At 71.2% G+C, this 25,274-nt stretch carries 18 protein-coding genes; 8 read left to right on the top strand and 10 right to left on the bottom strand.

Going from position 1 to position 25,274, the window contains the following annotated elements; genetic code table 11:
* Positions 1-203: 203 nt before the first annotated feature.
* Positions 204-1,223, top strand: a complete 1,020-nt coding sequence (gene glnII / locus OHT52_RS23145; protein WP_328722094.1) for a glutamine synthetase — start codon at positions 204-206, stop codon at positions 1,221-1,223.
* A gap of 82 nt (positions 1,224-1,305) precedes the next feature.
* On the opposite strand, the gene OHT52_RS23140 is transcribed toward glnII, so the two are convergent.
* On the bottom strand, positions 1,306-1,599 hold the full coding sequence (locus OHT52_RS23140; protein ID WP_328722093.1) for a hypothetical protein: 294 nt from the start codon (positions 1,597-1,599) through the stop codon (positions 1,306-1,308).
* Positions 1,600-1,706: 107 nt separating this feature from the next.
* Between OHT52_RS23140 and OHT52_RS23135 the strand changes: the two genes are divergently transcribed.
* From OHT52_RS23135 to OHT52_RS23105, 7 genes are all read left to right on the top strand, one after another.
* Positions 1,707-2,615, top strand: coding sequence for a DUF6891 domain-containing protein (locus OHT52_RS23135; protein ID WP_328722092.1), 909 nt, complete (start codon positions 1,707-1,709; stop codon positions 2,613-2,615).
* A gap of 333 nt (positions 2,616-2,948) precedes the next feature.
* On the top strand, positions 2,949-3,608 hold the full coding sequence (locus OHT52_RS23130; protein ID WP_328722091.1) for a winged helix-turn-helix domain-containing protein: 660 nt from the start codon (positions 2,949-2,951) through the stop codon (positions 3,606-3,608).
* 223 nt (positions 3,609-3,831) lie between these two features.
* Positions 3,832-5,133, top strand: a complete 1,302-nt coding sequence (locus OHT52_RS23125; protein WP_328722090.1) for a sensor histidine kinase — start codon at positions 3,832-3,834, stop codon at positions 5,131-5,133.
* On the top strand, positions 5,118-5,786 hold the full coding sequence (locus tag OHT52_RS23120; protein ID WP_328722089.1) for a response regulator transcription factor: 669 nt from the start codon (positions 5,118-5,120) through the stop codon (positions 5,784-5,786). Before OHT52_RS23125 ends, OHT52_RS23120 begins: the two co-directional genes overlap by 16 nt.
* Positions 5,787-5,857: 71 nt before the next feature.
* Entirely contained in the window at positions 5,858-6,763 is a 906-nt protein-coding gene (locus OHT52_RS23115) for a metal-dependent hydrolase (RefSeq protein WP_328722088.1), read from the top strand.
* Between the two features lie 8 nt (positions 6,764-6,771).
* Positions 6,772-7,857: a PDR/VanB family oxidoreductase gene (locus OHT52_RS23110; RefSeq protein WP_328722087.1), complete on the top strand. Its 1,086-nt coding sequence runs from the start codon at positions 6,772-6,774 to the stop codon at positions 7,855-7,857.
* A 50-nt stretch (positions 7,858-7,907) separates the two neighbouring features.
* Positions 7,908-8,630, top strand: coding sequence for a TetR/AcrR family transcriptional regulator (locus tag OHT52_RS23105; protein ID WP_328722086.1), 723 nt, complete (start codon positions 7,908-7,910; stop codon positions 8,628-8,630).
* Positions 8,631-8,662: 32 nt separating this feature from the next.
* On the opposite strand, the gene OHT52_RS23100 is transcribed toward OHT52_RS23105, so the two are convergent.
* The 9 genes from OHT52_RS23100 to OHT52_RS23060 form a co-directional block, all read right to left on the bottom strand.
* Positions 8,663-9,013: a 5-carboxymethyl-2-hydroxymuconate Delta-isomerase gene (locus OHT52_RS23100; RefSeq protein WP_328722085.1), complete on the bottom strand. Its 351-nt coding sequence runs from the start codon at positions 9,011-9,013 to the stop codon at positions 8,663-8,665.
* 149 nt (positions 9,014-9,162) lie between these two features.
* Positions 9,163-11,238: an ATP-binding protein gene (locus tag OHT52_RS23095; RefSeq protein WP_328723862.1), complete on the bottom strand. Its 2,076-nt coding sequence runs from the start codon at positions 11,236-11,238 to the stop codon at positions 9,163-9,165.
* Between the two features lie 195 nt (positions 11,239-11,433).
* Positions 11,434-16,749 carry a pullulanase-type alpha-1,6-glucosidase gene (gene pulA, locus OHT52_RS23090; RefSeq protein WP_328722084.1) on the bottom strand — a complete coding sequence of 1,772 codons (5,316 nt, stop codon included), beginning with the start codon at positions 16,747-16,749 and terminating at the stop codon, positions 11,434-11,436.
* Positions 16,750-16,863: 114 nt separating this feature from the next.
* Positions 16,864-18,591, bottom strand: a complete 1,728-nt coding sequence (locus OHT52_RS23085) for a carbohydrate-binding module family 20 domain-containing protein (RefSeq protein WP_328722083.1) — start codon at positions 18,589-18,591, stop codon at positions 16,864-16,866.
* 486 nt (positions 18,592-19,077) lie between these two features.
* The gene (locus tag OHT52_RS23080; protein WP_328722082.1) at positions 19,078-20,145 is read right to left on the bottom strand and encodes a LacI family DNA-binding transcriptional regulator; all 1,068 of its coding nucleotides are present in this window, start codon (positions 20,143-20,145) and stop codon (positions 19,078-19,080) included.
* A complete protein-coding gene (locus tag OHT52_RS23075; protein ID WP_328722081.1) occupies positions 20,130-21,806 on the bottom strand; it encodes a glycoside hydrolase family 13 protein in 1,677 nt (558 codons plus the stop codon). The genes OHT52_RS23080 and OHT52_RS23075 overlap by 16 nt, the downstream gene beginning before the upstream one ends.
* Positions 21,807-21,948: 142 nt before the next feature.
* Positions 21,949-22,827: a sugar ABC transporter permease gene (locus tag OHT52_RS23070; RefSeq protein ID WP_328722080.1), complete on the bottom strand. Its 879-nt coding sequence runs from the start codon at positions 22,825-22,827 to the stop codon at positions 21,949-21,951.
* Positions 22,824-23,837: a carbohydrate ABC transporter permease gene (locus tag OHT52_RS23065; RefSeq protein ID WP_328722079.1), complete on the bottom strand. Its 1,014-nt coding sequence runs from the start codon at positions 23,835-23,837 to the stop codon at positions 22,824-22,826. Before OHT52_RS23065 ends, OHT52_RS23070 begins: the two co-directional genes overlap by 4 nt.
* 19 nt (positions 23,838-23,856) lie before the next feature.
* Positions 23,857-25,134 carry an extracellular solute-binding protein gene (locus OHT52_RS23060; RefSeq protein WP_328722078.1) on the bottom strand — a complete coding sequence of 426 codons (1,278 nt, stop codon included), beginning with the start codon at positions 25,132-25,134 and terminating at the stop codon, positions 23,857-23,859.
* Between the last annotated feature and the right edge of the window lie 140 nt (positions 25,135-25,274).

Raw genomic sequence — 25,274 nt, 5'->3', positions numbered from 1 at the left:
CGGGCGGCGGAGTACGGGGCTCCGCCGTCGGCTCGTTCCCGTACGGCCGGGGGCGCGGGCGGCGGGGGTGTTCCACGGGTGTGACGTGTTTCACCCGCGGAAAACGTCGGTAACACGGGGTTCACATTCGGGCAACGGACGGGAAATCGCGCCTTGCGAAGCTGCTGCGCATAGACCTCGCAGCACCGCAAAGGATGGCTTCCGTGACGTTCAAGGCTGAGTACATCTGGATAGACGGCACCGAGCCGACCGCCAAGCTGCGTTCGAAGACGCGCATCCTGGCCGACGGTGCGGAGCTGCCCATCTGGGGCTTCGACGGTTCGAGCACCAACCAGGCCGAGGGCCACGCCTCCGACCGGGTCCTGAAGCCCGTCTTCACCTGCCCGGACCCGATCCGCGGCGGCGACGACGTTCTCGTCCTGTGCGAGGTCTTCAACATCGACATGACGCCGCACCCGACCAACACCCGTGCCGCGCTGCGTCCGGTGGCCGAGCGCTTCGCCTCGCAGGAGCCGATCTTCGGCATCGAGCAGGAGTACACCTTCTTCTCGGGCCACCGTCCGCTCGGCTTCCCCGAGGGCGGCTTCCCGGCCGCGCAGGGCGGCTACTACTGCGGTGTCGGCTCCGACGAGATCTTCGGCCGCGACATCGTCGAGAAGCACCTCGACAACTGCCTCAAGGCCGGTCTCGGCATCTCCGGCATCAACGCCGAGGTCATGCCCGGCCAGTGGGAGTTCCAGGTCGGCCCGCTGTCCCCGCTGGAGGTCTCCGACCAGCTGTGGATCGCCCGCTGGCTGCTCTACCGCACCGCCGAGGACTTCAACGTCTCCGCCACCCTCGACCCGAAGCCGGTCAAGGGCGACTGGAACGGCGCCGGCGCGCACACCAACTTCTCCACCAAGTCGATGCGTGAGGGCTACGACCCGATCATCACCGCGTGCGAGTCGCTGGGCGAGGGCTCGAAGCCGCTCGACCACGTCAAGAACTACGGCGCCGGCATCGACGAGCGTCTGACCGGTCTGCACGAGACCGCCCCGTGGAACGAGTACAGCTACGGCGTCTCCGACCGCGGCGCCTCGGTCCGCATCCCGTGGCAGGTCGAGCAGGACCGGAAGGGCTACATCGAGGACCGTCGCCCGAACGCCAACGTCGACCCCTACGTCGTCACGCGGCTGATCGTCGACACCTGCTGCACCGCACTGGAGAAGGCCGACCAGGGCTGATCCTCCCCCGCACCTCCCCGTACGACGAGAGGCGCCCGCCGGACTTCCGGCGGGCGCCTCTCGTCGTACGGACGGGGACCCCTCACGCGGACGGCAGCGTGCCGTACCCGTCCAGGTGGAGCCTCAGGGCGCAGCTGTCCTCGGCCTCGACGTGGACCGGCCGGCCCCAGTACGCGCCGAGCCGGTGCGCGACGTCGACGAGGCGGCGGCGTTCTTCCGGGGAGTGGGCGGGGAAGCGGACCCAGCCGCGTTCGGCGATGACGGTGCCGAGTTCGTCGAAGAGGGTGACCCGGGCGCGCCGCTCCTCGTCCTCGGTCAGCGGGGTCGGGTCGCCCTCCGCGGGCCGCACGCGGACGTTGTACAGGTCTCGGATCACCGGATGCTCGCCCCTCGCCGGGCGCGGGTGTCGTCCGCGCGTCGCTCCGGGCAGGATATCGGCCCGCGGAAGAGGCGCTGTCGGTGGTGTGTGGGAAGGTGAACCGCATGCTGGAGATCAAGGTGAAGACCGAGGGCGCGGAGACGTACACGCGCCCCACGGCCGACGAGTTGACGGATCTGGTGCTCGGGATCGGCGGGCGGAAGAACCGCTTCCTGGTGGTGCAGCGGGTGCCCGACCGGCCCGGACGGTTCGTGCAGGTCTGGCACGAGGGGGACGGCCCGTACGAGTTGGAGTACCGCGAGGGCGGACCCGCCGACCACTACCGCGCCGAGGTCCCCACTCCCGAGCGGGTCGCCGAGGTGATGGCCGGGTGGGCGCGGCAGGACGAGGGCTGGGACGCGGGGACGGGCTGGGAGTCCCTGGGGCTGCCCGGGCCCGAGCCCGTACCGGCTCTGGAACCCGGGGTCCTGGGACGGCTGGAGGAGGCCGTCAGGAGCGAACTGCGCGGCGGGTTCGGCACGGTGGAGACGCTGACCGAGTGGGCCGCCGACTGCCTGACGCGGGACGGGGTCTCACCGGTCACCCCGGAACAGGCACGGGCCGTCGTCGAGCGGCTCTGGCTGGAGCGGGTGGAGGAGCAGGAGAGCTGGACGGGGGTGAGCGACGCCGACCGGCTGGAGAACGCCTTCGCCGTACTGGGGGCCGCCGGCCTGACCGCCCGGCAGAACTTCACCTGTTGCCGTTCCTGCGGGATGGACGAGGTGTGGGCGCAGGACGAGTCGGCGCGGGGGTTCGTCTTCTTCCCCTCCCAGTCCACCGCGAGCGCGGCGTCGGGCCGCGGACTCACCCTGTACTACGGCGGGTTCGACGACTCCGAGGAAACCACCGCCGCGACGGGCCACGAGGTCGCCGCGGCGCTCCGGGAGGCCGGGCTGGACGTGGAGTGGGACGGCGATCCTTCGAAGGCCATCGACGTACCCGTGCCGGACTGGCGGAAGCGGCTGGTGGGCTGAGAAGCGGGTAGGGCCAGCTCAGAGCGGGTGGGAGCGCGGCCCGGGGGCGGGGCGGGGGGCGCGTGACGCGAAGGGTCCGTATCGACGGGTGAGAGGAGGCTCCTGTCGCGCCGCATTCTCTGCTTCAATGGGCCCATGGCCGGCTTCCAGTACACCTCATCGGGTCGCAGCGACCTTGAGCCGTTCTGGCCTTCCCGTCAGCACCACGACTTCGACCGGGTGTGTTGCCGCGCGAGGAACGCGCAGGCCCTCTAAAGCCGCTCACCCCGGTCTTCGGCCCGCGCGCACGACGTACGTCCCTCGACGACTCCTCGCGCGAAAGAGCTGACCCTCATGGCGAACGCCCGTACTTTCTCCGCCTCCGCCGCCACCGCGGCATCGGCGGCCCCCGCTGCGGCCACCACCACCGCCCGCACTCTCACCCCCAACCGCCGGCTCCGTGCGGTCGACCGCGACGACGTCGTCCGGCTCACCGACATGGCCGACCTGCTGCCGCCGGGAGCCACGTGGCTGCCCGCGCCCCAGCATTCCCTTCCCACCCTTCCGGGACGGCCGCCGATGATCGGCTACCTCGTCCTCGTCCCGGCCGACCAGCAGGCCGCCCTCGCCGGCGCGTTCACCGACGCCCAGCCCTTCGCCGCCGGACCGCTCCCGCAGGGGGTGCTCGCCCCGCAGGCCGTGGTGCGCGAGGCTCCCGCCGCTCCCGCGCCGGACGGTCCGGTGCTCATCGACTCCACCCGGCGCATCGCGAGCGTGGACGGCGTGGCGCTCGACCTCACCTACCTGGAGTTCGAGCTCCTCGCCCACCTCGTCGCCCACCCCCACCGGGTGCACACCCGGGACCAGTTGGTGACGACCGTCTGGGGTTACGGTCACGTCGGCGACGGCCGCACGGTCGACGTCCACGTCGCCCGGCTGCGCCGCAAGCTCGGCACCCAGCACCGCCACTCGATCCAGACCGTGCGTCGGGTGGGTTACAAGTACGCTCCCTGACAGGGCTGTCGAGCGGCACCGGGCCCCGTGCTCGCGGTTTCGTACCGCGAGCACGGGGCCCTTCGCCGTCCGGGGCGCGGGGTGGTGCCAGGTACACCCCCGACAGGGGTGCGTACCGGCTGCCGCGCGCACCTTCCCCCGGGCGAGACTTGCCGCCGTAGGGGGCGCCGGGGAACCACGCGGCGGCGCCCGGTCGCGGCGGGGACGAAGGGGACGAGGGACGATGAGCAGGACGATCAGCCGTTTCAGGGAAGCGACGGGGGCCGCGGGACGCGGGCTGGCGCTGGCGGTGGCGGGTCTGCCCGGCTCGCTCGCCCTCTTCGTCGCGACGGTGCTCTCCGTCGCGTTCGTCCTGCTCGGGGTCGGGTTCCTCACCACTCCGTACGTGCTGGAGCAGGTGCGCCGGCACGCGAACCGGCGCAGGCTCCTCGCGGCGACCTGGTCCGACGTGCGGATACCGGTCCCGTACCGGCCCCTTCCCACGAGCCTGCGCACCGGCTTCACCGGGCAGGTGGAGCGCACCCTCCTGATGCTGAAGGACCCGGCCACCCGGCGGGACGTCCAGTGGCTGTTCACCGACATGACCGCGGGCTTCGTGCTGGCGATCGTCCCTGCCACGCTGCTGGTCTGGTGGCTGGAGGGGGTGGTCCTCGTCGCCGGTCTCTGGCACGTCTTCCGCGACGACCCCTACTGGTACGGCTTCGTCCCCGTGGACAGCCCGGCCACGGCGGTCGCGGCGCTCGCACTGGGCCTGCTCGTCTTCCACGCCGGTCTGTGGGTGGCCAAGCCGATGCTGCGGCTGCACTTCGTGCTGGCCCGCGCGGTCCTCTCGCCCACCCCGGAGGAGCTGGCCCGGCGCATCGAGCGGCTGACGGAGACACGGCACGAGGCGGTGGACTCGGCGGCCTCGGAGTTGCGGCGCATCGAACGGGACCTGCACGACGGGGCGCAGGCCCGGCTGGTCGCCATGGGGATGAGCCTCGGGGCGATCGAGGCGCTGATCGAGAGGGACCCGGAGCAGGCGAAGCGGATGCTGGCGGCGACCCGGGCCTCCTCGGCCGAGGCCCTCACCGAACTGCGCGACCTCGTCCGGGGCATCCATCCGCCGGTGCTCGCCGAGCGGGGCCTCGGGGACGCGGTGAAGGCCCTGGCCATGCGGCTGCCCCTGGAGTCCGAGGTGTCGGTGGATCTGCCGGGGCGGCCGGACGCGCCGGTGGAGTCGGCCGCGTACTTCGCGGTGAGCGAGGCGCTGACGAACGTGGCGAAGCATTCGGGTGCCGACCGCGTCTGGGTGGACGTCCACCACGCGGACGGGATGCTCAGGGTCTCGGTGACGGACGACGGCCGGGGAGGGGCGGCGGTCGGCGGCGGGACGACGGACGGCGCAGGGGCGGCGGTCGGCGGCGGTTCGGGGCTGAGGGGGATCGAACGGCGGCTCGGTACGTTCGACGGCGTACTGGCCGTCAGCAGCCCCGTCGGCGGCCCCACCCTGGTGACCCTGGAGATCCCGTGCGCGTTGTCCTAGCCGAAGACCTCTTCCTGCTCCGCGACGGACTGGTGCGGCTCCTGGAGGCGTACGGCTTCGAGGTGGTGGCCGCCGTCGCGACCGGTCCCGAACTGACCAGGGCCTTCGCCGAGGAACGGCCGGACGTCGCGGTGGTCGACGTCCGGCTGCCGCCGTCCCTCACCGACGAAGGGCTCCAGTGCGCGCTGGCGGCGCGCAGGGAACGCCCGGGGCTACCGGTCCTCGTCCTCTCCCAGCACGTGGAACAGTTGTACGCGCGGGAGTTGCTGGCGGACGGGAACGGCGGCATCGGCTATCTGCTGAAGGACCGGGTCTTCGACGCGGACCAGTTCGTCGACGCGGTGCGCCGGGTCGCGGCCGGAGGCACGGCGATGGACCCCCAGGTGATCTCACAACTGCTCACGCGGCGGTCCCGGGACGAGCCGATGGGCGGGCTGACCCCCCGGGAGCGGGAGGTCATGGAGCTGATGGCGCAGGGCCGTACGAACGCGGCCATCGCGGCACAACTGGTGGTCACCGAACGGGCCATCGCCAAGCACACCTCGAACATCTTCGGAAAGCTGGGGCTGGCCCAGTCCGACGACGACAACCGCCGGGTCCTCGCGGTGCTCGCGTACTTGGACCGGGGGGAGCGGGGCGGCCGGCCGGCGTGACGTGACGACAGGTCCGAGGAAGAGCACGCACGCCTCTGTCGCCGCGCCGTACCCATCAGTACATTGACGGCATGTCCAACAAGCAGCCGACGGCGGTCACTTCGGAGCGGACGCCGCTCAAGCCCCGCAACGTCGCGTTCGACTGGGAGCACACCCCGCTGCACTGGGTGCCCGGCGACCCGTTCGCCGCCCACACGATCAACGTCCTCCATCTGCTGCTTCCGGCCGGAGAGCGCTGGTTCATCCACGTGTACCGGCAGGTGCTGCCGTACATCCGCGACGAACGGCTCCGCGAGGACGTCATCGGGTTCATCGGCCAGGAGGCCGTGCACTCGCAGGCGCACGACGACGTGCTGCCGCACCTGAAGCGGCTGGGGATCGACCCGACGCCCTACACCGCGCAGGTGGACTGGTTCTTCGAGAAGCTGCTCGGCGACCGGACCCTGCCGCCCGGGCGGGCCCGGGAGTGGTGGCTCAAGGAGCGGGTCGCGACGATAGCGGCGATCGAGCACTACACGGCGTTCCTCGGCGACTGGATACTCAACGCCGACGCCCTGGACCGGCTCGGCGCCGATCCCACGATGCTGGACCTGCTGCGCTGGCACGGCGCCGAGGAGGTCGAGCACCGCTCGGTGGCCTTCGAGGTGTTCTGCCACGTGGACGGCGGCTACCGGCGCCGGGTACGGACCTGGGCGACGGCCTTCTCCGCGCTGGTCTTCCTCTGGCAGCGCGGAGTCCGCTTCTTCGTGGCGAACGACCCGGGGCTGCCCGGCGGCCGGGCGTCGCTCCGGGAGTTCCACGCCGGCGGCAGGCGGGGCACGCTGCCTCCGGCCGGGGACATCCTCCGGTCGGTCCCGGACTACCTGAGCCGCCGCTACCACCCTTCACGGACCGGCAGCACCGCCCAAGCCGTCGACTACCTCGCCCGCTCGCCCGCGGCGCTCGCCGCCGAGGCCCGTACGACGGGAACCCACTGACGATGCCCATGCCCATGCCCCGCCCCCGCACCGCACTGCTGGTCACCGGTGCCGGCGCCGCCCTGCTCGTCCGGCGTGCGCTGCGCAAGCGCGTCGCCGCCTCCCCGCTCTGGCCGATGCCCGCCCTGGAGGAGCCCACCTCCGGGCAGTCGGTGCGCGGCGCCACCACCACCCGGCGGCTGCTGATCACCGAGCGGAGCTCGCCCGCGGAAGGGGTCGTCCAGCTCCGGCTGGAGGGGCCCGGCCTGCCCCGCTGGGAGCCGGGGGCCCACATCGACCTGGTGCTGCCCTCCGGTGCGGTCCGGCAGTACAGCCTCTGCGGCGACCCCTCGGACCAGGGGACGTACACCGTGGCGGTCCGGCTGGCCGAGGACGGCCGGGGCGGCTCGCGGGAGGCGCACGCCCACCTGCACGAGGGCGGGGAAGTGGGCGTCCGGGGCCCCCGCAACCGCTTCCCGCTGGTCGGTGCGGACGGCTATCTCTTCGTCGCGGGCGGCATCGGCATCACCCCGGTCCTGCCCATGCTGCGGGCGGTCGCGGCTTCCGGGGCGCCCTGGCGGCTGCTGTACGGGGGCCGGTCGCGGGCCACCATGCCTTTCCTCGACGAGATCGAGAAGCTCGGCGCGGACGGGGACCGGGTGACGGTCGTCCCGCAGGACGCCTCGGGGCACCCGGACGTGGCCGCGGCGCTCGCCGGGCTCGCGCGGGGGACGGCCGTGTACGTGTGCGGCCCCGGGCCCCTGATGGACGCGGTCGCCGCCGCCCTGCCTGAGGGCCGCACCCCGCATCTGGAGCGGTTCGCCGCCGGGGCTCCGGGCGGCGGCGCGGATTCGGGCGCCTTCGAGGTGGAGTTGCGGCGCTCGGAGCGGACCGTGTCCGTGGCGGCCGGGCAGTCGGTGCTGGCGGCCGTGCGCGAGGAGCTGCCCCATGTCTCGTACTCCTGCGAGCAGGGCTTCTGCGGCACCTGCCAACAGCGGGTACTGGAGGGCGAGATCGATCACCGGGACGAGCTGCTGACCGACGCGGAGCGCGCCGACTCGATGCTGATCTGCGTCTCCCGGTGCCGGGGCGGGCGGCTGGTCCTCGATCTGTAGGTTGGCCGGGCCGGTCCCGCCGTCCGCCGCACCCCGGTTAGGCTGTCCGCATGACCACCGGGGTGCGGCGCCGCATGGGCGTCGACGAGCGCAGACAGCAGTTGATCGGCGTCGCACTGGAGTTGTTCAGCAGCCGCTCCCCCGACGAGGTGTCGATCGACGAGATCGCCGCCGCCGCGGGCATCTCCCGCCCGCTCGTCTACCACTACTTCCCCGGCAAGCAGAACCTGTACGAGGCCGCGCTGCGCCGGGCCGCCGACGAGCTGGCGGAGCGCTTCCTGGAGCCGCACGAAGGCCCCCTGGGGACGCGCCTGTTGCGGGTGATGGTCCGGTTCTTCGACTTCGTGGAGGACCACGGGCCCGGCTTCTCCGCACTCATGCGGGGTGGCCCGGCGGCAGGCTCCTCCACCACCAACGCGATGATCGACGGGGTGCGGCAGGCCGCGTACGAGCAGATACTCGCCCACCTCGGAGTCGAGGTCCCCAGCGCCCGGCTGGAGTTGGTGGTACGCACCTGGGTGTCGCTCGCCGAGGCGACGGCGCTGCTCTGGCTGGACGGCAAGCGCGTCCCCCGCTCCGAACTGGAGCTCCAGCTGGTGCACGACTTCGCGGCGCTGGCCGCCGTGAGCGCCGCGTACGACGACGAGTTGGCCGGCATCGTGCTGCGGGTCCTCGAACAGGAGCCGTCCAACGGCCCGTTCGGCGAACTGCTCACCCGACTCGGCACGCTGACCGCCGGTGCACCCGCCGTCCCCCCGCAGCGGCTGCCCTGACCGGCGACGCGCGGAGGGACGGGCGCACATGCTCAGCTCCTGCGGTACGAGGGGTCGATCTCGCGGGTCTCGACCGAGGTCTCGACCCGGAGTCCGTCGGCCGGCTTGAGGTGCTCGCCCAGCAGCGCCAGCACGGACTCGGTGAGCCGCCCGCGGACTTCCGGGGTGCGGCCGGGCTGTATGGCGATGACGACGTGGACGATCGAGCCGTCGACGGCCTCCTCCCCCACCAGCGTCTCGTCGACCTGGCGGAGTCTGGTCTTGCACGCCGAGGCCGAGGTTGTGATCGTCCGGGCGATCAGGGGGTGCAGTTCGGCGGCGAATCCCCGGCGGTCGAAGGCGTCTTCGAGTCCGGCGGAGTAGTCGATGGTGATGTGGGGCATCAGGCGCTCCCGTTGCGGGTGGTACGGGCATTGTCGTCGCCCACCTTGACGGGCCGCGCCCGGGCCGCACAAGCGTGTCTCACCGCCCGGCCGCCCCGTCCCCGTGCCGGCCCGGCGCGCTCACGCCCCCGCGCCCGTACCGGTACGGGTCAGATCCGGGACTCGTCCCAGAGCGCCGCCGCGAGTCCCGCCTCGGCGGTGTCGGTCCGGCCCCGCTCGAAGGCGCGCTGGTAGGCGAGGTCGCCGACGGCCTCCCGGGCCTGCCGCTCCCAGCTCTCGCGCACCGGGGTGACGTCGGGGGTGCCGCGCTGCGGGTGCCCGACCATCCGCCAGTACACCTGCCCGGTGCCGTAGACCCGTGCGGCGCGCGCGCCCTGGCCCTGGGCGGCGATGGCGGAGGCGAGGATGTCGAGGCCGAGGGCGATGCCGAAGCTGTCGCGCAGCCGGTGTTTGCCCCGGAGCATGGTGCGGGCGTGTGCCGCTGCCGCGTCCGGGCGGCCCTGGAGCAGGGCGATCAGGGCGAGTTGGTAGTCGGCGTAGGAACGGGTCCAGTGTTCGTCGTGCTCCTCGCAGGCGGCCCTGAGCGCGGCGGCCGCCTGCGCGGCCTCGTCGAGCCGGCCGAGGCCGCTCAGCGCGAAGACCGTGATGAGGTGGCAGCGCAGGCGGTAGGCCGACTCGACCGTCCTCGCCTCGGTCAGGCGCAGCGCGCGTTCGGCGGCTCGCAGGGCGGTCCGCGGCTCGCCCCGCATGATGTGGGTGAGTCCGGCCAGATAGGTCGAGTTGAGGATTCCCTCGTCGTCGCCGTCGGTCTCGGCGTGGGCCGTGCACTCGGCGCCGAGCCGCTCCGCGGCCTCGAAGTCGCCCTGGAGCAGGGCCGCGACGCCCATGACCCAGAGCAGCCGGGTGCGGTCGGGGCCGTCGAGCGGGCCGCCTCGCAGGGCGCGCCGGGCGTAGCTCCGGGCGGCGGTCAGGTGGCCGCAGCAGCTCCAGAAGAAGCCGATGCGTCCGGCCATCTCCTGGGCGGCGCGGATGTCGTGGACGAGGAGGTGGTCGAGGGCGGCGCAGAGGTCGAGGTGGCTGTCGGAGACCTTGTGGTACCAGGCGACCTGGTCGCGGCCGGTCCATCCGGAGTGGGCGCGGCGGGCCAGGCTCAGGAACCGGGCGGCGTGCCGGCGGGCGGCGCCGGCCACCTCCTCCTCGCCGAGTTCGATGAGCCACATCCGGCCGTACTCGCGCAGGGTGTCGAGCATGTGGTGGCGTTCGCCGTCGCGTTTGACGACGGACTTGGCGACGAGTCCGCGCAGCGCCTCGGTCACCGCGTCGGGGCCGAGGGGGCCGCCGGCGCAGACCTCCCGGGCGGCCTCTTCGTCGAAGTCGCCGCGCAAGGGGGTGAGACGGGCCCACAGGAGGCGTTCGAGGGGGGTGCAGAGCTCGTGGCTCCAGCCGATGGTGGTGAGGAGGGCGCGGTGGCGGCGGGGGCGCTGGGAGTCGTCGCTGAGGACGTCCAGCCGGGAGCCGAGCCGGTCGGCGATCTGGCGCAGGGTGTGGCGGCGGGCGGAGGCCGCGGCCAGTTCCAGCGCCAGCGGGAGTCCTTCGAGGCGGCGGCAGATCTCTTCGGCGGCCCGGGTGTCGGCCGGGCGCCGGAAGGTGATGCCGGGGGCCGCGACGCGCACCCGGTCGCGGAAGAGGGTGAGGGCGTCGCTCTCGCCGTCGTAGGGCAGTGGGGGGACTTCCACGATGTTCTCGCCGCGGACGCCGAGGGGCTGCCTGCTGGTGGCGACGACGGTCAGGCCGGGGGCGATGGTGAGGAGTTCGCCGAGGAGGTGTGCGGTGGGTGCGCGCAGGTGTTCGCAGGAGTCGAGGACGAGCAGGGTGTTCTTGTCCGCGAGCCATTCGCAGAGCGCGTCCACGGGCATCCGCAGGGCGTGGTCGGCGAGGCCGACGGCGTCGGAGACGGTGGGCAGCAGCAGGTCGTCGCCGTAGAGGGGGGAGAGGTCGGCCCACCGGACGCCGTCCTGGTAGCGGTGGCCGACGAGGCGGGTGGCGCGGCGGGCGAGGCGTGACTTTCCGACGCCGCCGGGGCCGACGAGTGTGGTCATGCGGTGCGGGGTGAGCCGGTGCCCGACGAGGTGGTACGGCGTCAGGGCGGATTCGAGGCGCAGGAGTTCGACCCCGCGGCCGATGAAACTGGTCGTCTCCTCGGGCAGGTTTCCCACGATCTTCATCATCACCGTCCGGCGAGCTCGGGCCTGGTGCGCCGGCCGGCCGGCGGGTGTCACCGACCGACCGGACCGGCCGGCCCCGGCGCCACTCCCGTGCGGGGAGTGACGCCGTGACCGGCCGGTTGTGGCGGAGTTACGGTGCTCGGCGCCGGGCCGCTGCGGCTCCGTCGCCGACGCGTGCGGTCACACCGTAGCCCGTCAGTGCCGGGGACGTGAAAACACGGCGACGGTCCGTCCTGGGACGGTGAAGCTGCCGGATTCCGCTTCGTACCGCGACTGCTTGACGGTAAGGTCCGCGCCCGCCGCCTGCACCGGGTGCAGGGCGTAGTCCTTGCCCGCCGCCGCGTCCACCTTCTGGGTGGTGGTGGACGGGGTGGCGTTGATGACGACGACCAGGTCACCGAGGGTCATGGTGATGACGCCGGGGGTCTCGTCCTTGCCCGAGAGCGGGAAGGCGAGGGTGGACTGGACCTGGGCGGCGGAGGTGAGGGCGAACGCCTTCTCGGTGCTCCGGATCGTCAGCAGGTCCTGGTAGGCGGCGGACGTACCGGTGATCTGCGCGCAGCCGGGGGTGAGGCCGGGGTTGGTCAGCAGCGGCTTGGCGTACGACCACTTGTCCTGGTTGTCCGCGGCCGGCGGCAGGCCCCGGCCGAAGCCGTTGCCGTCCTGGCAGTTCCAGTGGATGGCGTTGTACCAGTCGCCGCTGTCGAAGGAGTTGCGGTCCAGGGACTTGGAGCGCAGCAGGTCGGTGCCCGCCTGGGAGAGCGAGGGCCCCTGGGAGAGGGTGGAGACGCCCATGGCGATGACCTGCATCCTGGCCCGGTCCGCGGCCGAGGTGCCGGCGGGGAGCTTGAACGCGAGTGCGTCGTAGAGGCTTTCGTTGTCGTGGGCGTCGGAGTAGGCGAGGGCGTCGCCGGGGGCCGCCGCGTATCCGGCGGGCTGGCCGTTGTAGTCGACGCCCGCACCGGTGACCTCGTCACCCGAGGTGTCGGTGAACGTGTAGTCGGCGAGGCTGCCGGAGAGGCCGACCTTGATCAGGTCCTGGTAGTGCAGGAGGCGGGCCTTCTGCTCGGCCTCGGTGCCGTTGGAGGTGGAGCCGTTGGGGTCGGTGTAGAGGCCGGAGGCGAAGCCCTGGACGCCGGGGTCGGCGTCGAAGGGGCCGCCGCCGCGCACGGCGTCGCGGGCACGGTCGTCGAAGGTGGCGATGCCGGTGCCGGCCATGTTCTTCTGGGTGGCCTGGACGAAGCGGGCGTCGTCGGCGATCTCGCCGAAGTTCCAGCCCTCGCCGTAGAGGATGATCTTCTTCCCGTCGACGCCGTCCTTGGCGGGCGTCAGGCCGTCGAGCGCCTTGCGCACGGCGAGGATGTTCGCCTTGGGGTGGTGGCCCATCAGGTCGAAGCGGAAGCCGTCGACCTTGTACTGCTTGGCCCACGTGACGAGCGAGTCCACGACGAGCTTGCCCATCATGGCGTTCTCGGGCGCGGTGTTGGCGCAGCAGCTGGAGTTGGCGACGGTTCCGTCGTCCATGAGCCGCTGGTAGTAGCCGGGCACGATCCGGTCGAGGATCGACTTGTCGTCCTGGCCGGAGGCGACGGTGTGGTTGTAGACGACGTCCATGACGGTCCGCAGTCCGGCGTCGTTGAGGCCCTGGACCATCCGGCGGAACTCGACGGTGCGCTCGGTTCCGTCCGGGTCGGAGGCGTAGGAGCCCTCCGGGACGGTGTAGTGCAGCGGGTCGTAGCCCCAGTTGAAGCCGTCCTTCGCGGCGGCGGCCGTGACGCAGGCCTGCTGCTCGTCGGAGTCGGGGGCGTAGACCTTCAGGTCACAGGCGGGCTGCTGCTGGTCGGACTTCTTCTCGGAGATGGTGCCGATGTCGAAGGCGGGCAGCAGGTGCACGTAGGAGGTGCCGGAGTCGGCGAGCTCCTTGAGGTGCTTCATGCCGTCGGAGGCCGTGTCGGTGAAGGCGAGGTACTCGCCGGGGTGCTGGGAGGTGGGGTCCGCGATGGAGAAATCGCGGATCTGGAGTTCCTGGATCTGCGCGCTGCTCAGCGGGACGGCGGCGGGCTTCTTCTGGGAGGACCAGCCGGCGGGCGCGAGCTTCGGGTCGGCGAGGTCGACGACGAGGCTGCGGGCGGAGTCGGTGGTCAGGGCGGTGGAGTAGGGGTCGGTGACCTTGTTGGTGACGATCTTCCGGACGGTGGGCGCCCAGACCTGGACGAGGTAGCGGTAGGGCTTACCGTTCCAGGACTTGGTTCCCTTGACGGACCAGACGCCGGTGGTGTCGTCGCGCCGCATCGGGAGGGTCTTGCCGTCCAGTTCGAGCTGGACGGTCCGGGCGGTGGGGGCCCACACGGAGAGTGTGGGGACGCCCTTGTCGAAGACGGGGCCGAGGGCGGCGCCGGTGGCCTTGGGGTACAGGCTGTCGAGCACTCCGGGGATCTGTACGCCGGTGGCGGCGAGGAGGGCGCCGTTCGCGGCGCGCTGGGTGGCGATCAGCTGGCCGCGCAGGGATTCACGGACCCGGTCGCGGTCGCGGACGTCGATCTGGAAGGCCGGGTAGTCCTTGAGGTGCGGGTACTTCGCCTTCTGCGCGTCGGTCAGGGTGGTCCGGTTCAGGCGCAGCCACTGGCCTTCGTCGGAAAGCGCCCCGTCGACGACGGAGATCCCGCCGTTCTTGGCGTAGACGAGCTGCTGGCTGGTGGCGGCGGTGGCCTCGACCTTCCAGACGACGGTGTCGGCGTCGATCCACTGCGCCTCGGCCTTGGTCAGGTCGGGGGCGGGGACTCCGGCGGCGGCCGGCAGGAGGTAGCTGGCGGTGCCGCCGAGCATCCAGACCTCGTGGCCCTTGCCGGCGAAGTCGAGGGACTGGTCGCTCGGGAGGTCCTTCTCGTCCCCCTTGTGGAGGATGTAGCTGAGCGAGGTGGCGCCGTCGGCGAGCGGGACCTCGAAGGTGACGCCATAGGCGTCCTTCTTCACCGGCTGGAGCGGCTTGGCCCAGTCGGTCGGGTCCTTGGCGCCGGTCCAGGTGTGCAGGCCCCAGCCGTCGTAGTTCCCGTCCTCGCGGTGGTAGTGCAGGACGGCCTTGGTGGTGTCGGTGGAGGGGCCGGCGCCCTCGGGTACGTCGGTGACCTGACCGTCGTCGCCCTGGGCGATCCAGACCTGGCCGGTGGTGGCGAGGTCGACGGACCGCTGCGGGCCGTCCGCGGTCCCGTTCTTCTCGACGGTGTACGGCACGGTGGAGGTGCCCTCGGTGAGCTTCAGCCAGGCGAACGCGCCGTACGCGTCACGGCCGGTGAACTCGGCGGTGGCATCGCCGGACTTCAGCTGCCAGCCGTCGTAGTCGCCGTCCGCGCGCCGGTAGTGGACGACGGCGTAGTCGCGCTCGACGGCGACGGGCTTGGCGGCGGGCGGCGCCTGACCGGCGGTGGTGGAGGCCGAGGCACTGGAGGTGCGGCCGGTCCGGTCCACGACGACGGCCTTGTACCGCAGGGGCGTTCCGGCGGCGACGGTGTCGTCGACGACCTGGGTGACCTTGTACGGGGCGTGGTCGGCGGTGCCGAGGGTGCGCCACTTGCCGTTGCCGGTCTGGGCGGCGAACACCACGCGGTCGAGCTGTCCGCCGGTGACGTCGGCGGTGATCTCGACGGTGCCGGTCGCGCCGGCCGCCGGGGCCTTGAGGGTGACCGAGGGCTTGGTGGCGGGGGCGGCGAGGGTCTGGTCGGCGCGGAGCACGATGCTCGACAGGGCGGGCACCGTGACGGTGACCCTCTTGTCGGCGCCGCTGCGCACGGTGGCGGAACCGCCGTAGATGGTGCGGAAGTTCATCCGGGCGGACTCGGTGGTGAGCTCGACCGTCCGGGGCTCGGTGCCGTTGTTGACGGCGACGAGGTACTCGTTGGAGTGCTTGGCGTCGATGCGGGAGTACGCGTAGACGGAGCCCTCGGCGTAGCGCTCGGTCTGGACGCCGTCCTGGAGGGCGGGGTTGGCCTTGGTGAGCTTGGAGAGCGCGGCGATCGACGTGTACAGCGGGTGGGTGGTGTCGTACGCGTCGGAGGCGTGCGTGCGTGCGGTGCCGAGCTGGTCGTCGTCGAGGTAGTCGGCGATCTTGGTGGCGAAGAGCGGCTGGCGGGCGTCCTTGTCGCCGCCGGCGCCGGTGTAGCCCTGCTCGTCGCCGGAGTAGACGACGGGGTTGCCGCGGCCGAGGAACATCAGCTCGTTGGCGAGCTTGTCGCGCTTGACCAGTTCGGCGTCGGAGGCGTTCGGGTTGTCCTGCTTGAGGAAGGTCCCGATGCGGCCCATGTCGTGGTTGCCGAGGAAGGTGACCTGCTCGTAGGCGTTCGCCTTGTCGGTGGTGTACCGGTAGTCGTCGGCGTAGAGCGAGGCGAGCTTGGAGGCCGGGGCGCCCTGGGAGGCGTACTGGCGGGCGGCTTCCTGGAAGGGGAAGTCCAGCGTCGCGTCCAGCCGGCCCTGGGTCACGTACGGCGAGGTGATCGCGGTGTCGGCGGAGTAGACCTCGCCGAACATGAAGAAGTCGTCCCGGCCGTGCTTGGCGGCGTAGGTGTCGAGGGCGGTCGCCCACTGGGTCCAGAAGTCCATGTCGACGTGCTTGACGGTGTCGATGCGGAAGCCGTCGATGTCGAAGTCGCGGACCCACTTCTGGTAGATCCTCTCCATGCCGGAGACGACCTCGGGGCGCTCGGTCCACAGGTCGTCGAGGCCGGAGAAGTCGCCGTACTCGGTGGACTCGCCCGCGTAGGTGGAGTCGCCCCGGTTGTGGTACATCGTCGGGTCGTCGAGCCAGGACGGGACCTTCTCGGCGGTCACCTTCGGGGTGTACGGGAAGGAGTCCGCGTCCACCTTCGCCATGCCGTCGCCGTCGTCGAACGGCCGGCCCTCGGTGTCGAGGTAGGGGTAGGCGCCCTTGGGCTGGTAGCCGTAGCTCTTCTCGGCGTAGTCGACGGTGTCGGCCGTGTGGTTGGTGATGACGTCGAAGAAGACCTTCATGCCCTTGCCGTGGGCCTTGTCGATCAGCTTCTCCAGATCGGCGTTGGTGCCGAAGTGGGGGTCCACCTGCGTGAAGTCGGTGATCCAGTAGCCGTGGTAGCCGGCCGAGGCGTCGGCGCCGGTGCCCTGCACGGGGCGGTTCTTGAAGATCGGGGCGAGCCAGATCGCGGTGGTGCCGAGGCCCTTGATGTAGTCGAGCCGCTTGGTGAGCCCCTTGAGGTCGCCGCCCTGGTAGAAGCCCTTGTCCGTGGGGTCGTACCCGGTCTCCAGCCGGGAGCCGGTCAGGCCGCCCTTGTCGTTGGAGGTGTCGCCGTCGGCGAACCGGTCGGGCATGACGAAGTAGAACTGCTCACGGGTGAGGTCCTTGCGGGACGACTCCCTGGCGAGGGACGCGTCCGAGGGCGGGGAGGGTGGTCTGGTCGTGGCGGACGCGGTCGCCGCCGGTACGACGGGCAGCAGCGCGGCGCACAGCGCGGCGACGGCTCCCCGGCGGAGGGTGGTTCGGGACACGGAGGGTTCTCCTCGGACGGTGGGTGGGGCGGTACGGCCGGCCCGGCGGGGGCGGCGGGGCAAAGGCGCGGGCCGGGAGGCGTCCATGCGCGCTCCCGGCCCGTGCCTGGTCGTTCAGCTGCGCCAGACGTCGCTGGTCAGCGAGATCTTTCCGGTGGCGGGCACGGTGGCGGTGCGGTTGGCACCGCTCTCCCAGGTGACGTTCCCCGCGGCGTCCTTGCGGAGGTACTTGTACGCGAAGGAGGTGCCGGCGGCGAGGGCCACGTCGAGCTTCCAGACGGGGTACGTCGCCGGGTCGAGCTTCAGGGCGCTGTTCGGGTCCCAGTTGCCGAGGGCCGGCTGGTTGCCGGTGACGTAGATGTTCTGGCCGAGCGAGGTGGTGGCGTTGACGCCGAAGGTGGCCCCGGAGGTGGTGGTGCCGGTACCGGGGTCCGTGCCGGTGCCCGTACCGGTGCAGGTGCGGGAGTTGACGTGCAGGGCGAGCGCGGTGTCGGCGCCGAGGGTGGCGGTGAACTGCCCGGAGGAGTTGACCGTCACGGCGTTGCCGGTCTGCACGTCGCAGTAGGAGCCGGCGGGCAGGCCGGTCTGGAACGTCCGGGTCAGCGACGAGGACTCGTGGTTGATGGCGACGTACGCCTTGGCACCGCGGCCGAAAGCGATCTGGTCGGCGCCGTTGTCCCACCAGTTGGTGACGGCCTCACCGCGCGCGGCGTTGCGGAAGGCGACCATCGAGGAGATCTGCGGCCAGGCGTGCTGGCACTTCCAGCCGTCGGCGTAGCAAGCGTTCACCTGGCCGCCGTTGGGCGGTCCGGCGTCGACGTCGCTGAACTCGTAGCCGGAGTGCACGTCGGGGGAGCCGTACGGGTAGGCCAGCATGAAGACGTTGGCCAGCGTGTAGGAGGCGCCCGCCTTGTAGTTGAGGGTGTCGCCGCCGCGCTCGGTGTCGTGGTTGTCGACGAAGACCGCCGACTGGGCGGAGGGCATGAAGCCCCAGCCCTCGCCGTAGTTCTTGAGGTTGGCGAGGTTCTCGCTCTGGAAGGTCTGCTTGAGGCCGCGGGCGTAGCGGAACTCCTGGACGTCTCCGGTGCCGGTGTACTCGGAGGGCTGGACGGCCTCCCCGGCCCCGTAGATGGCCTCCTGCTTCCAGTAGGCGTTCGGGTTGGTCAGCCGGGACTTGATGTTGGCGAGGTCGGCGGCCGGCATGTGCTTGGCCGCGTCGATCCGGAAGCCGTCGACGCCGAGGGAGAGCAGGTCGTTCAGGTACCCGGCTATCTTGCCGCGTACGTACTCCTCGCCGGTGTCCAGGTCGGCGAGGCCCACGAGTTCGCAGTTCTGCACGTTGGCGCGGTCGCCGTAGTTGCTGATCTGCGACTGGCAGTCGTTCATGTCGTTGACCGAGTAGACGCCCGGGTAGTCGTACTTCGTGTACGAGGACCCGCCGGTGCCGGTGCCCGACCCCGCCGACATGTGGTTGATGACGGTGTCGGCGACGACCTTCACCCCGGCGTTGTGGCAGGTGGTGACCATGTTCGCGAAGGCGGTGCGGTCGCCGAGCCGGCCGGCGATCTTGTAGCTGACCGGCTGGTAGGAGGTCCACCACTGGCCGCCCTGGATGTGCTCCATGGGCGGGGAGACCTGGACGTAGCCGTAGCCGGCCGGGCCGAGGGTGCTGGTGCACGCCTGCGCCACGGAGGCGAACTTCCACTCGAACAGGACGGCGGTGACGTCCTTGGTGCCCGGCGTGGCGGCCTGGGCGGCCGTGGCCCCGACACCTGCGGGGACGACCAGCGCGGCGACTCCGGCCGCGAGGGCGAGAGCGGCGGACAGCGGTCTGCGTGCCATGTCTTTCCTCCTGCTGTGGGGGAAACGCGGGTGACCGAGCAGCCTCACGTGACAACGCGCCGTGCCGGAAGGCTCTTGAATGTTCTTGCAGCAAGACTGGAAACCTGGCTGCGGTGCAGACCGTACGAGCCCGTCAGGCCGGGGTCAATACTTTGGACATGACCCGCTCACATCCGCGAAATGCTGGATTTTCCTGCCTGCAAGGACTTACGCAAGATATTGCGAGCCTGTTACGTTCTTGGTGACTCCGGTCCGGCCGGCCGGGGGTCCGCGCTCCGGCGCAGGGCCCCACGCGCCCGGCCGGCCGGGCCGGTCGACGCGATGAGAGGCACCGGGAGTCACCTCCCCGCCGGCCCAACCCTGGGCCGACTCCCGGCGCCTCTCCTCCGCGCCTGCGGGACCCTCACCGGGTCGCACCGCCCCACACGGGTGCGTGCGAAAACACCCGTGCGGCACGCGACCCCCCTCCGGCCGCGTGCCGCCCGTCTATGCCCCCCGTACCGCCCGGAGCGCCGCGGTCGAACCGCGTACGACCAGCTCCGGCTGGAACACGTACTCCGTGCGCTGCACGGGACTTCCGGCGATCTCCTCCAGCAGCGCCCCCACCGCGGCGGCGGCCATCGCCTGCACCGGCTGGCGCACGGTGGTCAGCGGCGGGTCGGTGAAGGCGATCAGCTGGGAGTCGTCGAAGCCGACCACGGAGACGTCGCGCGGGACCTCCAGGCCCCTCCCCCGGGCCGCGCGCACCACGCCCAGCGCCATCAGGTCACTGCCGCAGACGATGCCCGTGCACCCCTGGTCGAGGAGCGCACCGGCCGCCACCTGACCGCCCTCCACGCCGAACAGCGTGGAGCAGACGAGGAGTTCGGCCTCCTCGCGGGTCATCCCCAGCGTGCGGACCGCCACGTCGAGGAACCCGTCCCGCTTGCGGCGGGAGGGCACGTAACGCTGCGGTCCGATCGCCAGGCCGATCTTGCGGTGACCCAGCGCGGCGAGGTGGCCGACGGCCATCCGCACGGCGGCGGCGTCGTCCGGCGAGACGAACGGCGCGCTGATGCGCTCGTTGTACCCGTTGATCAGGACGAACGGCACACCGCGCTCGGCGAGTTCGGCATAGCGCGCCGGGTCGGCCGACAGGTCGGCGTGCAGACCGGACAGGAAGACGATGCCGCCGACGCCGCGCTCGACGAGCTGTTCGACCAGCTCGTCCTCGGTGGCGCCGCCCGGCAGCTGGGTGCAGAGCACGGGGGTGTACCCGTGCCCGGCGAGGACCTGCTCGACCGACTGCGCGAAGGCCGGGAAGATCGGGTTGACGAGTTCAGGTGTCACCAACCCGATCAGCCCGGCGCTGCGCCGGCGCAGCCGCACGGGACGTTCGTAGCCGAGGATGTCCAGCGCCGCCAGCACCCGCTGCCGGGTGCCGTCGGCGACGCCCGGTTTGCCGTTGAGCACCCGGCTGACGGTGGCCTCGCTCACCGCGGCCTGCCCGGCGATGTCGGAGAGCCGCAGCGCCGAGCCGGTCCGGGGTGCGGGGACGGTCACACCGTCCACCACACCGTGGTGTCGGCGGGAACCTCGGCCGTGCCGCCTTCGACGGTGACCGGGGCGCTGGAGACCAGCACCGTGCCGGGGGCGGGGACCCGCACCGGGGCGCCGGTCGTGTTCACGGTGCAGACGAAGCCGGGGCGGGCGAAGGCGAGGACGCCCTCGGGGCCGTCCAGCCACTCCACGTCGCTGCCGGCGCCGAGGCCCGGCAGCTCGCGGCGGGCGGCGATGGCGGTGCGGTACAGCTCCAGGGTGGAGCCCTCCACGCCGGTCTGCGCCTCGATGGACAGCTCGCCCCAGCCCTGGGGCTGCGGGAGCCAGCTGCCGCCGTCGCCGAAGCCGTAGCTGCTGCCCTCGCGGGTCCACGGGATCGGGACGCGGCAGCCGTCGCGGTAGCCGTCCTGGCCGTCGGCGCGGAAGAACGACGGGTCCTGGCGGGCCTCGTCGGGCAGGTCGGTGACGTCGGGCAGGCCGAGCTCCTCGCCCTGGTAGACGTAGGCGGAGCCGGGCAGCGCCAGCATCAGCAGGGTCGCGGCACGGGCGCGGCGCAGACCCGTCTCGCGGTCGCCGGCGGTACGGATCTGGGTGCCCAGGCCCGGCTCGTTGGCGAAGCGGGTGGCGTGCCGGGTGACGTCGTGGTTCGAGAGCACCCAGGTGGTGGGGGCGCCGACCGGACGCATCGCGGCGAGCGAGGAGTCGATGACGGTACGCAGCGCGGCCGCGTCCCAGTCGGTGGAGAGGTACTGGAAGTTGAACGCCTGGTGCATCTCGTCGGGGCGCACGTAGTTGGCGGTGCGCTCGACGGTCGGGGTCCACGCCTCGGCGACGGCGATGCGCTCGCCCGGGTACTCGTCGAGGATGGTGCGCCAGGTGCGGTAGATGGCGTGCACGCCGTCCTGGTCGAAGAACGGCATGACGTCGTTGCCGAGCAGCTTGAGCTGGTCGTGCGAGCCGAGGTCGGGCAGGCCCTCGGCCTTGACCAGGCCGTGGGCGACGTCGACGCGGAAGCCGTCGACGCCCATGTCGAGCCAGAAACGCAGGATCGAGCGGAACTCGTCGGCGACGGCCGGGTGCTCCCAGTTGAAGTCGGGCTGCTCGGGCGCGAAGAGGTGCAGGTACCACTCGCCCGGGGTACCGTCCGCGTTCGTGGTCCGGGTCCACGCCGGGCCGCCGAAGATGGACTCCCAGTCGTTGGGCGCAAGTTCGCCCGTCTCGCCCTTGCCGGCGCGGAAGTGGTAGCGCTCGCGCAGGGCGGAGCCGGGGCCCTCGGCCAGCGCGCGCTTGAACCACTCGTGCTGGTCGGAGGAGTGGTTGGGGACCAGGTCGACGATGATGCGCAGGTCCAGGGCGTGGGCCTCGCGGATCAGGGCGTCGGCGTCGAGCAGCGAGCCGAACATCGGGTCGATGGCCCGGTAGTCGGCGACGTCGTAACCGGCGTCGGCCTGCGGGGACGCGTAGAAGGGGCTCAGCCAGACGGCGTCGACACCGAGGTCCCGGAGGTACGGGAGCCGCGCGGTGACGCCCGCGAGATCGCCCATGCCGTCGCCGTTGCCGTCGGCGAAGCTCCGTGGATAGACCTGGTAGATCACCGCATCCTGCCACCAGCCGGTGCGGTTGTCCGGGGCGTCGTCGGACGTGCCGGTGGAGGGGGCAGCGAGGTGCTGGGTCATGTCGTCCCTGGGGTGTCTGGGTGGGGAGCGGCGCCGGGGTCCCGGTCGGGGGGTCCGGCGCCGCCGTGACGAATGCGGTGACGCGTGGGGGTGGGTGACGGTTCGGCGGTGTCCGCGGGTCAGGGTCGGACACCGCCTCCGGTCAGCCCTTGACTGCTCCGGCCGACATTCCGGTGACCAGGTGCTTCTGCGCGAACAGGAAGACCACGGCCGCCGGGATGGCGATGAGGACCGACGCGGCGGTCATGGGGCCCCACTGGGCTCCGTACTGGTTGACGAACTTCTGCAGTCCGCCGGCGAGCGTGAGGTTCTCGTCACCGACCATGAACGCGGAGGCGTACGCGACCTCGCCCCAGGCGGTGATGAAGGAGTAGAACGCGGTGACCGCGAGGCCGGGCTTGGCCAGCGGGAGGACGAGCCGCCAGAACGTGCCGAACGGGGTGAGGCCGTCGACCTGTCCGGACTCGTCGATCTCGCGCGGGATCGTGTCGAAGAAGCCCTTCATCATCCAGGCGCAGAACGGCACCGAGATGGTGAGGTAGGTGATCACGAGGCCGGCGGGCTGGTTGAGCAGTCCGAGGGCCGCCATGATGTTGTAGATCGGCACGATCAGCACGGCGACCGGGAACATCTGCGTGATCAGCAGGGTCCACATCAGACCGCGCTTGCCGGGGAAGCGGAAGCGGCTGACCGCGTAGCCGGTGGTGGCGGAGACGAAGACGCCGAGGACCGTGGAGAGACCCGCGACCAGCACCGAGTTGCCGAACCAGGTGACGAACTCGGTGTCCTTGATCAGGTTGGTGTAGTTGACGAACGTCGTCTCCTTGAAGAAGTCCGTCGTCGTCGCGTACTTGGCCGGCTTCAGCGAGGTCAGCAGGACCCAGAGCACCGGGAAGACCGCGATCACCGAAGTGATGATCAGCGTGACGTGCAGCGCCACGGAGGCGAGCGGAGAACGCTGCCCGCGCAGGCGCGGGGTGCGCGCTGCCCGACGCCCTCGGGTGGGGGTGAGGGTGGTCACCAGACATCTCCCTGCTTGCGGAGCACTCGCCGGTAGACCGCGGCGAAGATCATGAGGAGGACGAGGATCAGCACGCCCCACGTGGAGGACTGCGCGAAGTCGCGCGGGCTGATCTCGAAGGAGAACTTGTACGCCTGGGTGACGAGGATCTGGGTCGACTCACCGGGGCCGCCCCGCGTGAGCAGGAAGATCACCGGGAACATGTTGAAGGTCCAGATCGTGGAGAGCAGGACCACCGTCGTGGAGACCGGAGCGAGCCCCGGCACGGTGATGTGCCGGAAACGCTGCCAGGCGGTGGCGCCGTCCATCTCGGCCGCTTCGTACTGCTCCGCGGGTATGGACTGCAGACCGCCGAGCAGGGCGACCATCATGAAGGGGACGCCGAGCCAGACGTTGACGGCGATCACGGAGAACTTCGCCCAGGTGGGGTCGTTCAGCCAGGGGACACCGTCGATGCCGACACCGCCGAGCATCGCGTTGAGGATGCCGCGCTCGTCGTTGAAGAGGAAGCGCCAGGCGAAGACGGAAACGAAGCCGGGCACGGCCCAGGGAAGGATCAGGGCCATGCGGTAGGCGGAGCGGCCGACGATGCGCCGGTTCAGGATGTTGGCGAGCGCCATGCCGAGGCAGAACGTGATGCTCACGCAGGCGATCGTCCACACCAGTGTCCAGCCGAGCGTGGACATGAACTCGCCGCCGGTGAGCGCGTCCTTGTAGTTGTCCAGGCCGACGAACTTGTAGGTCGCGGGGATCTCGTTGACGCCGATGGAACGCGCCACGTTGCGCTCATTGGCGTCGGTCAGCGACAGCCAGACGCCGCGGACCAGCGGGTAGCCGATGATCACGCCGATGACGAGCACCACCGGGGCCACCATGACCCAGGCGTACCAGTGCGTGGACAGAGAGCGCCGGAGCTTGCCCGGCGTCGGGGTACCAGTAGCGCGGCTCCGGCCGCGGGCGACGTCGTCGCCCGCGGCCTTTGCCACCGACTGGCTGGTGTGGACAGCCATCAGTCGGCCAACCTTCCTGTTACTTCCAGCCCTTGAGGAGCTTGCGGTACGCGTCGCCGCTGTCCTTCGCGGCCTTCTCCGGAGTGGTCTGGCCGGTGAGGACCTCGGTGTACTGCGTGACCAGCGGGGCGAAGAGGCTGCCGCCCTCGGGGATCCACGGGCGCTCGACCGAGGTCTCGACGACCGGCTTGAAGAAGTTCACGATCTCGCTGTCGACGGCTTCCTTGCGGGCGTACGCCGAGGTGCGGGTCGGGAGCAGGTTCAGCTCACCGGCGGCCGTGGCCTGGGCGTCCACCGACGTCATGTAGTCGACGAAGGCGTAGGAGGCGTCGAGGTTCTTCGAACCCGCGTACACCGCGAGGTTGTGACCGCCCTGCGGGGCGCCCTGGGCGACGGAGCCGGCCGGGACGTTGGTGATGCCGAGGTTGGCGGCGTCCTTGAACTGGTCGCCCGTCAGCGTGTCGGCCACGGCCCAGGGGCCGTTGATCATCATGGCGACGTCGCCGGACTTGAACGACTGCATCATGTTGTCCCAGCCGTCCGTGGCGTCCGTCTTCGCGGCACCGGAGTCGACCAGGTCCTTGACGACCTTGAACGCCTTGACAGCCTCGGGGCTGTCGATCTTGACGGTCTTGGAGTCGGCGTCGACCAGGTCGCCGCCCTCGCCGTACAGGAAGGAGAGGAAGTAGTACGCGTCGTCGCCGCGGAGGTAGAGGCCGGTCTTGCCGGTCTTCTCCTTGATGGCGGCGGAGGCGGTCTTCAGCTCGGCGATCGTGGTCGGGACCTTGACACCGGCCTTCGCGAACATGGCCTTGTTGTAGAAGATGCCCATGGAGTCGATGACCTGCGGCACGGCGTACGTCTTGCCGTCGTACTTGGTCGACGCGACGGCCTGCGGGAGGAAGTCGTCCTGGTCCCTGAGGGCCGGGGTTCCGTCGAGCGGGGCGAGGTAGCCGAGGTTCGCGAAGTCCGGGGTCCAGGCGACCTCGGAGCGGATCACGTCGGGGGCGCCGGTGCCGGCCTGGGCCGCGTTCTTGAACTTGTTCTGCGCGTCACCGAAGGGCACGTTGACGTACTTGACGTCGACCTTGGGGTGCAGCTTCTCGAAGCCCTCGGCGATCTTCTTGAAGACCTTGTCCTCACTGCCGACGCTGGAGGTGTCCCACCAGGTGACCGTGCCGGAGAGCTCGCCCGAGCTCTTGCTGCCGCTGCTGTCGGACTTGTCGTCGCTTCCGCACGCGGTCGCCGCGAGCGCCAGGGTCGCGACCAGGACGGTGGCCGTTATGCCACGTCGCATGTGAACTCCTTCAACTGCCGTACCGCTCCGTCGCGGCGCCGGGTCGTCCAGGAACGTAACAAGGATGAAAGAAGTCCGAAAGACCTTGCGGAACTTTTCTGCAAGATGCGGCGATCGTTACATGTGCGTGTCCTCAAGGT

Source organism: Streptomyces sp. NBC_00247, assembly GCF_036188265.1.
In the GTDB taxonomy this organism is placed as follows: Bacteria; Actinomycetota; Actinomycetes; order Streptomycetales; family Streptomycetaceae; genus Streptomyces.
Note: the sequence above shows the minus strand (reverse complement) of the source record. Positions and strands in the feature narration are given on the sequence as shown.

Coding starts and splice junctions, on each gene's coding strand:
- OHT52_RS23135 (WP_328722092.1), top strand. CDS start 1,707: ATGCTGGAGATCAAGGTGAAGACCGAGGGCGCGGAGACGTACACGCGC.
- OHT52_RS23130 (WP_328722091.1), top strand. CDS start 2,949: ATGGCGAACGCCCGTACTTTCTCCGCCTCCGCCGCCACCGCGGCATCG.
- OHT52_RS23125 (WP_328722090.1), top strand. CDS start 3,832: ATGAGCAGGACGATCAGCCGTTTCAGGGAAGCGACGGGGGCCGCGGGA.
- OHT52_RS23115 (WP_328722088.1), top strand. CDS start 5,858: ATGTCCAACAAGCAGCCGACGGCGGTCACTTCGGAGCGGACGCCGCTC.
- OHT52_RS23110 (WP_328722087.1), top strand. CDS start 6,772: ATGCCCATGCCCCGCCCCCGCACCGCACTGCTGGTCACCGGTGCCGGC.
- OHT52_RS23105 (WP_328722086.1), top strand. CDS start 7,908: ATGACCACCGGGGTGCGGCGCCGCATGGGCGTCGACGAGCGCAGACAG.
- OHT52_RS23100 (WP_328722085.1), bottom strand. CDS start 9,013: ATGCCCCACATCACCATCGACTACTCCGCCGGACTCGAAGACGCCTTC.
- OHT52_RS23095 (WP_328723862.1), bottom strand. CDS start 11,238: ATGAAGATCGTGGGAAACCTGCCCGAGGAGACGACCAGTTTCATCGGC.
- OHT52_RS23085 (WP_328722083.1), bottom strand. CDS start 18,591: ATGGCACGCAGACCGCTGTCCGCCGCTCTCGCCCTCGCGGCCGGAGTC.
- OHT52_RS23075 (WP_328722081.1), bottom strand. CDS start 21,806: ATGACCCAGCACCTCGCTGCCCCCTCCACCGGCACGTCCGACGACGCC.
- OHT52_RS23065 (WP_328722079.1), bottom strand. CDS start 23,837: ATGGCTGTCCACACCAGCCAGTCGGTGGCAAAGGCCGCGGGCGACGAC.
- OHT52_RS23060 (WP_328722078.1), bottom strand. CDS start 25,134: ATGCGACGTGGCATAACGGCCACCGTCCTGGTCGCGACCCTGGCGCTC.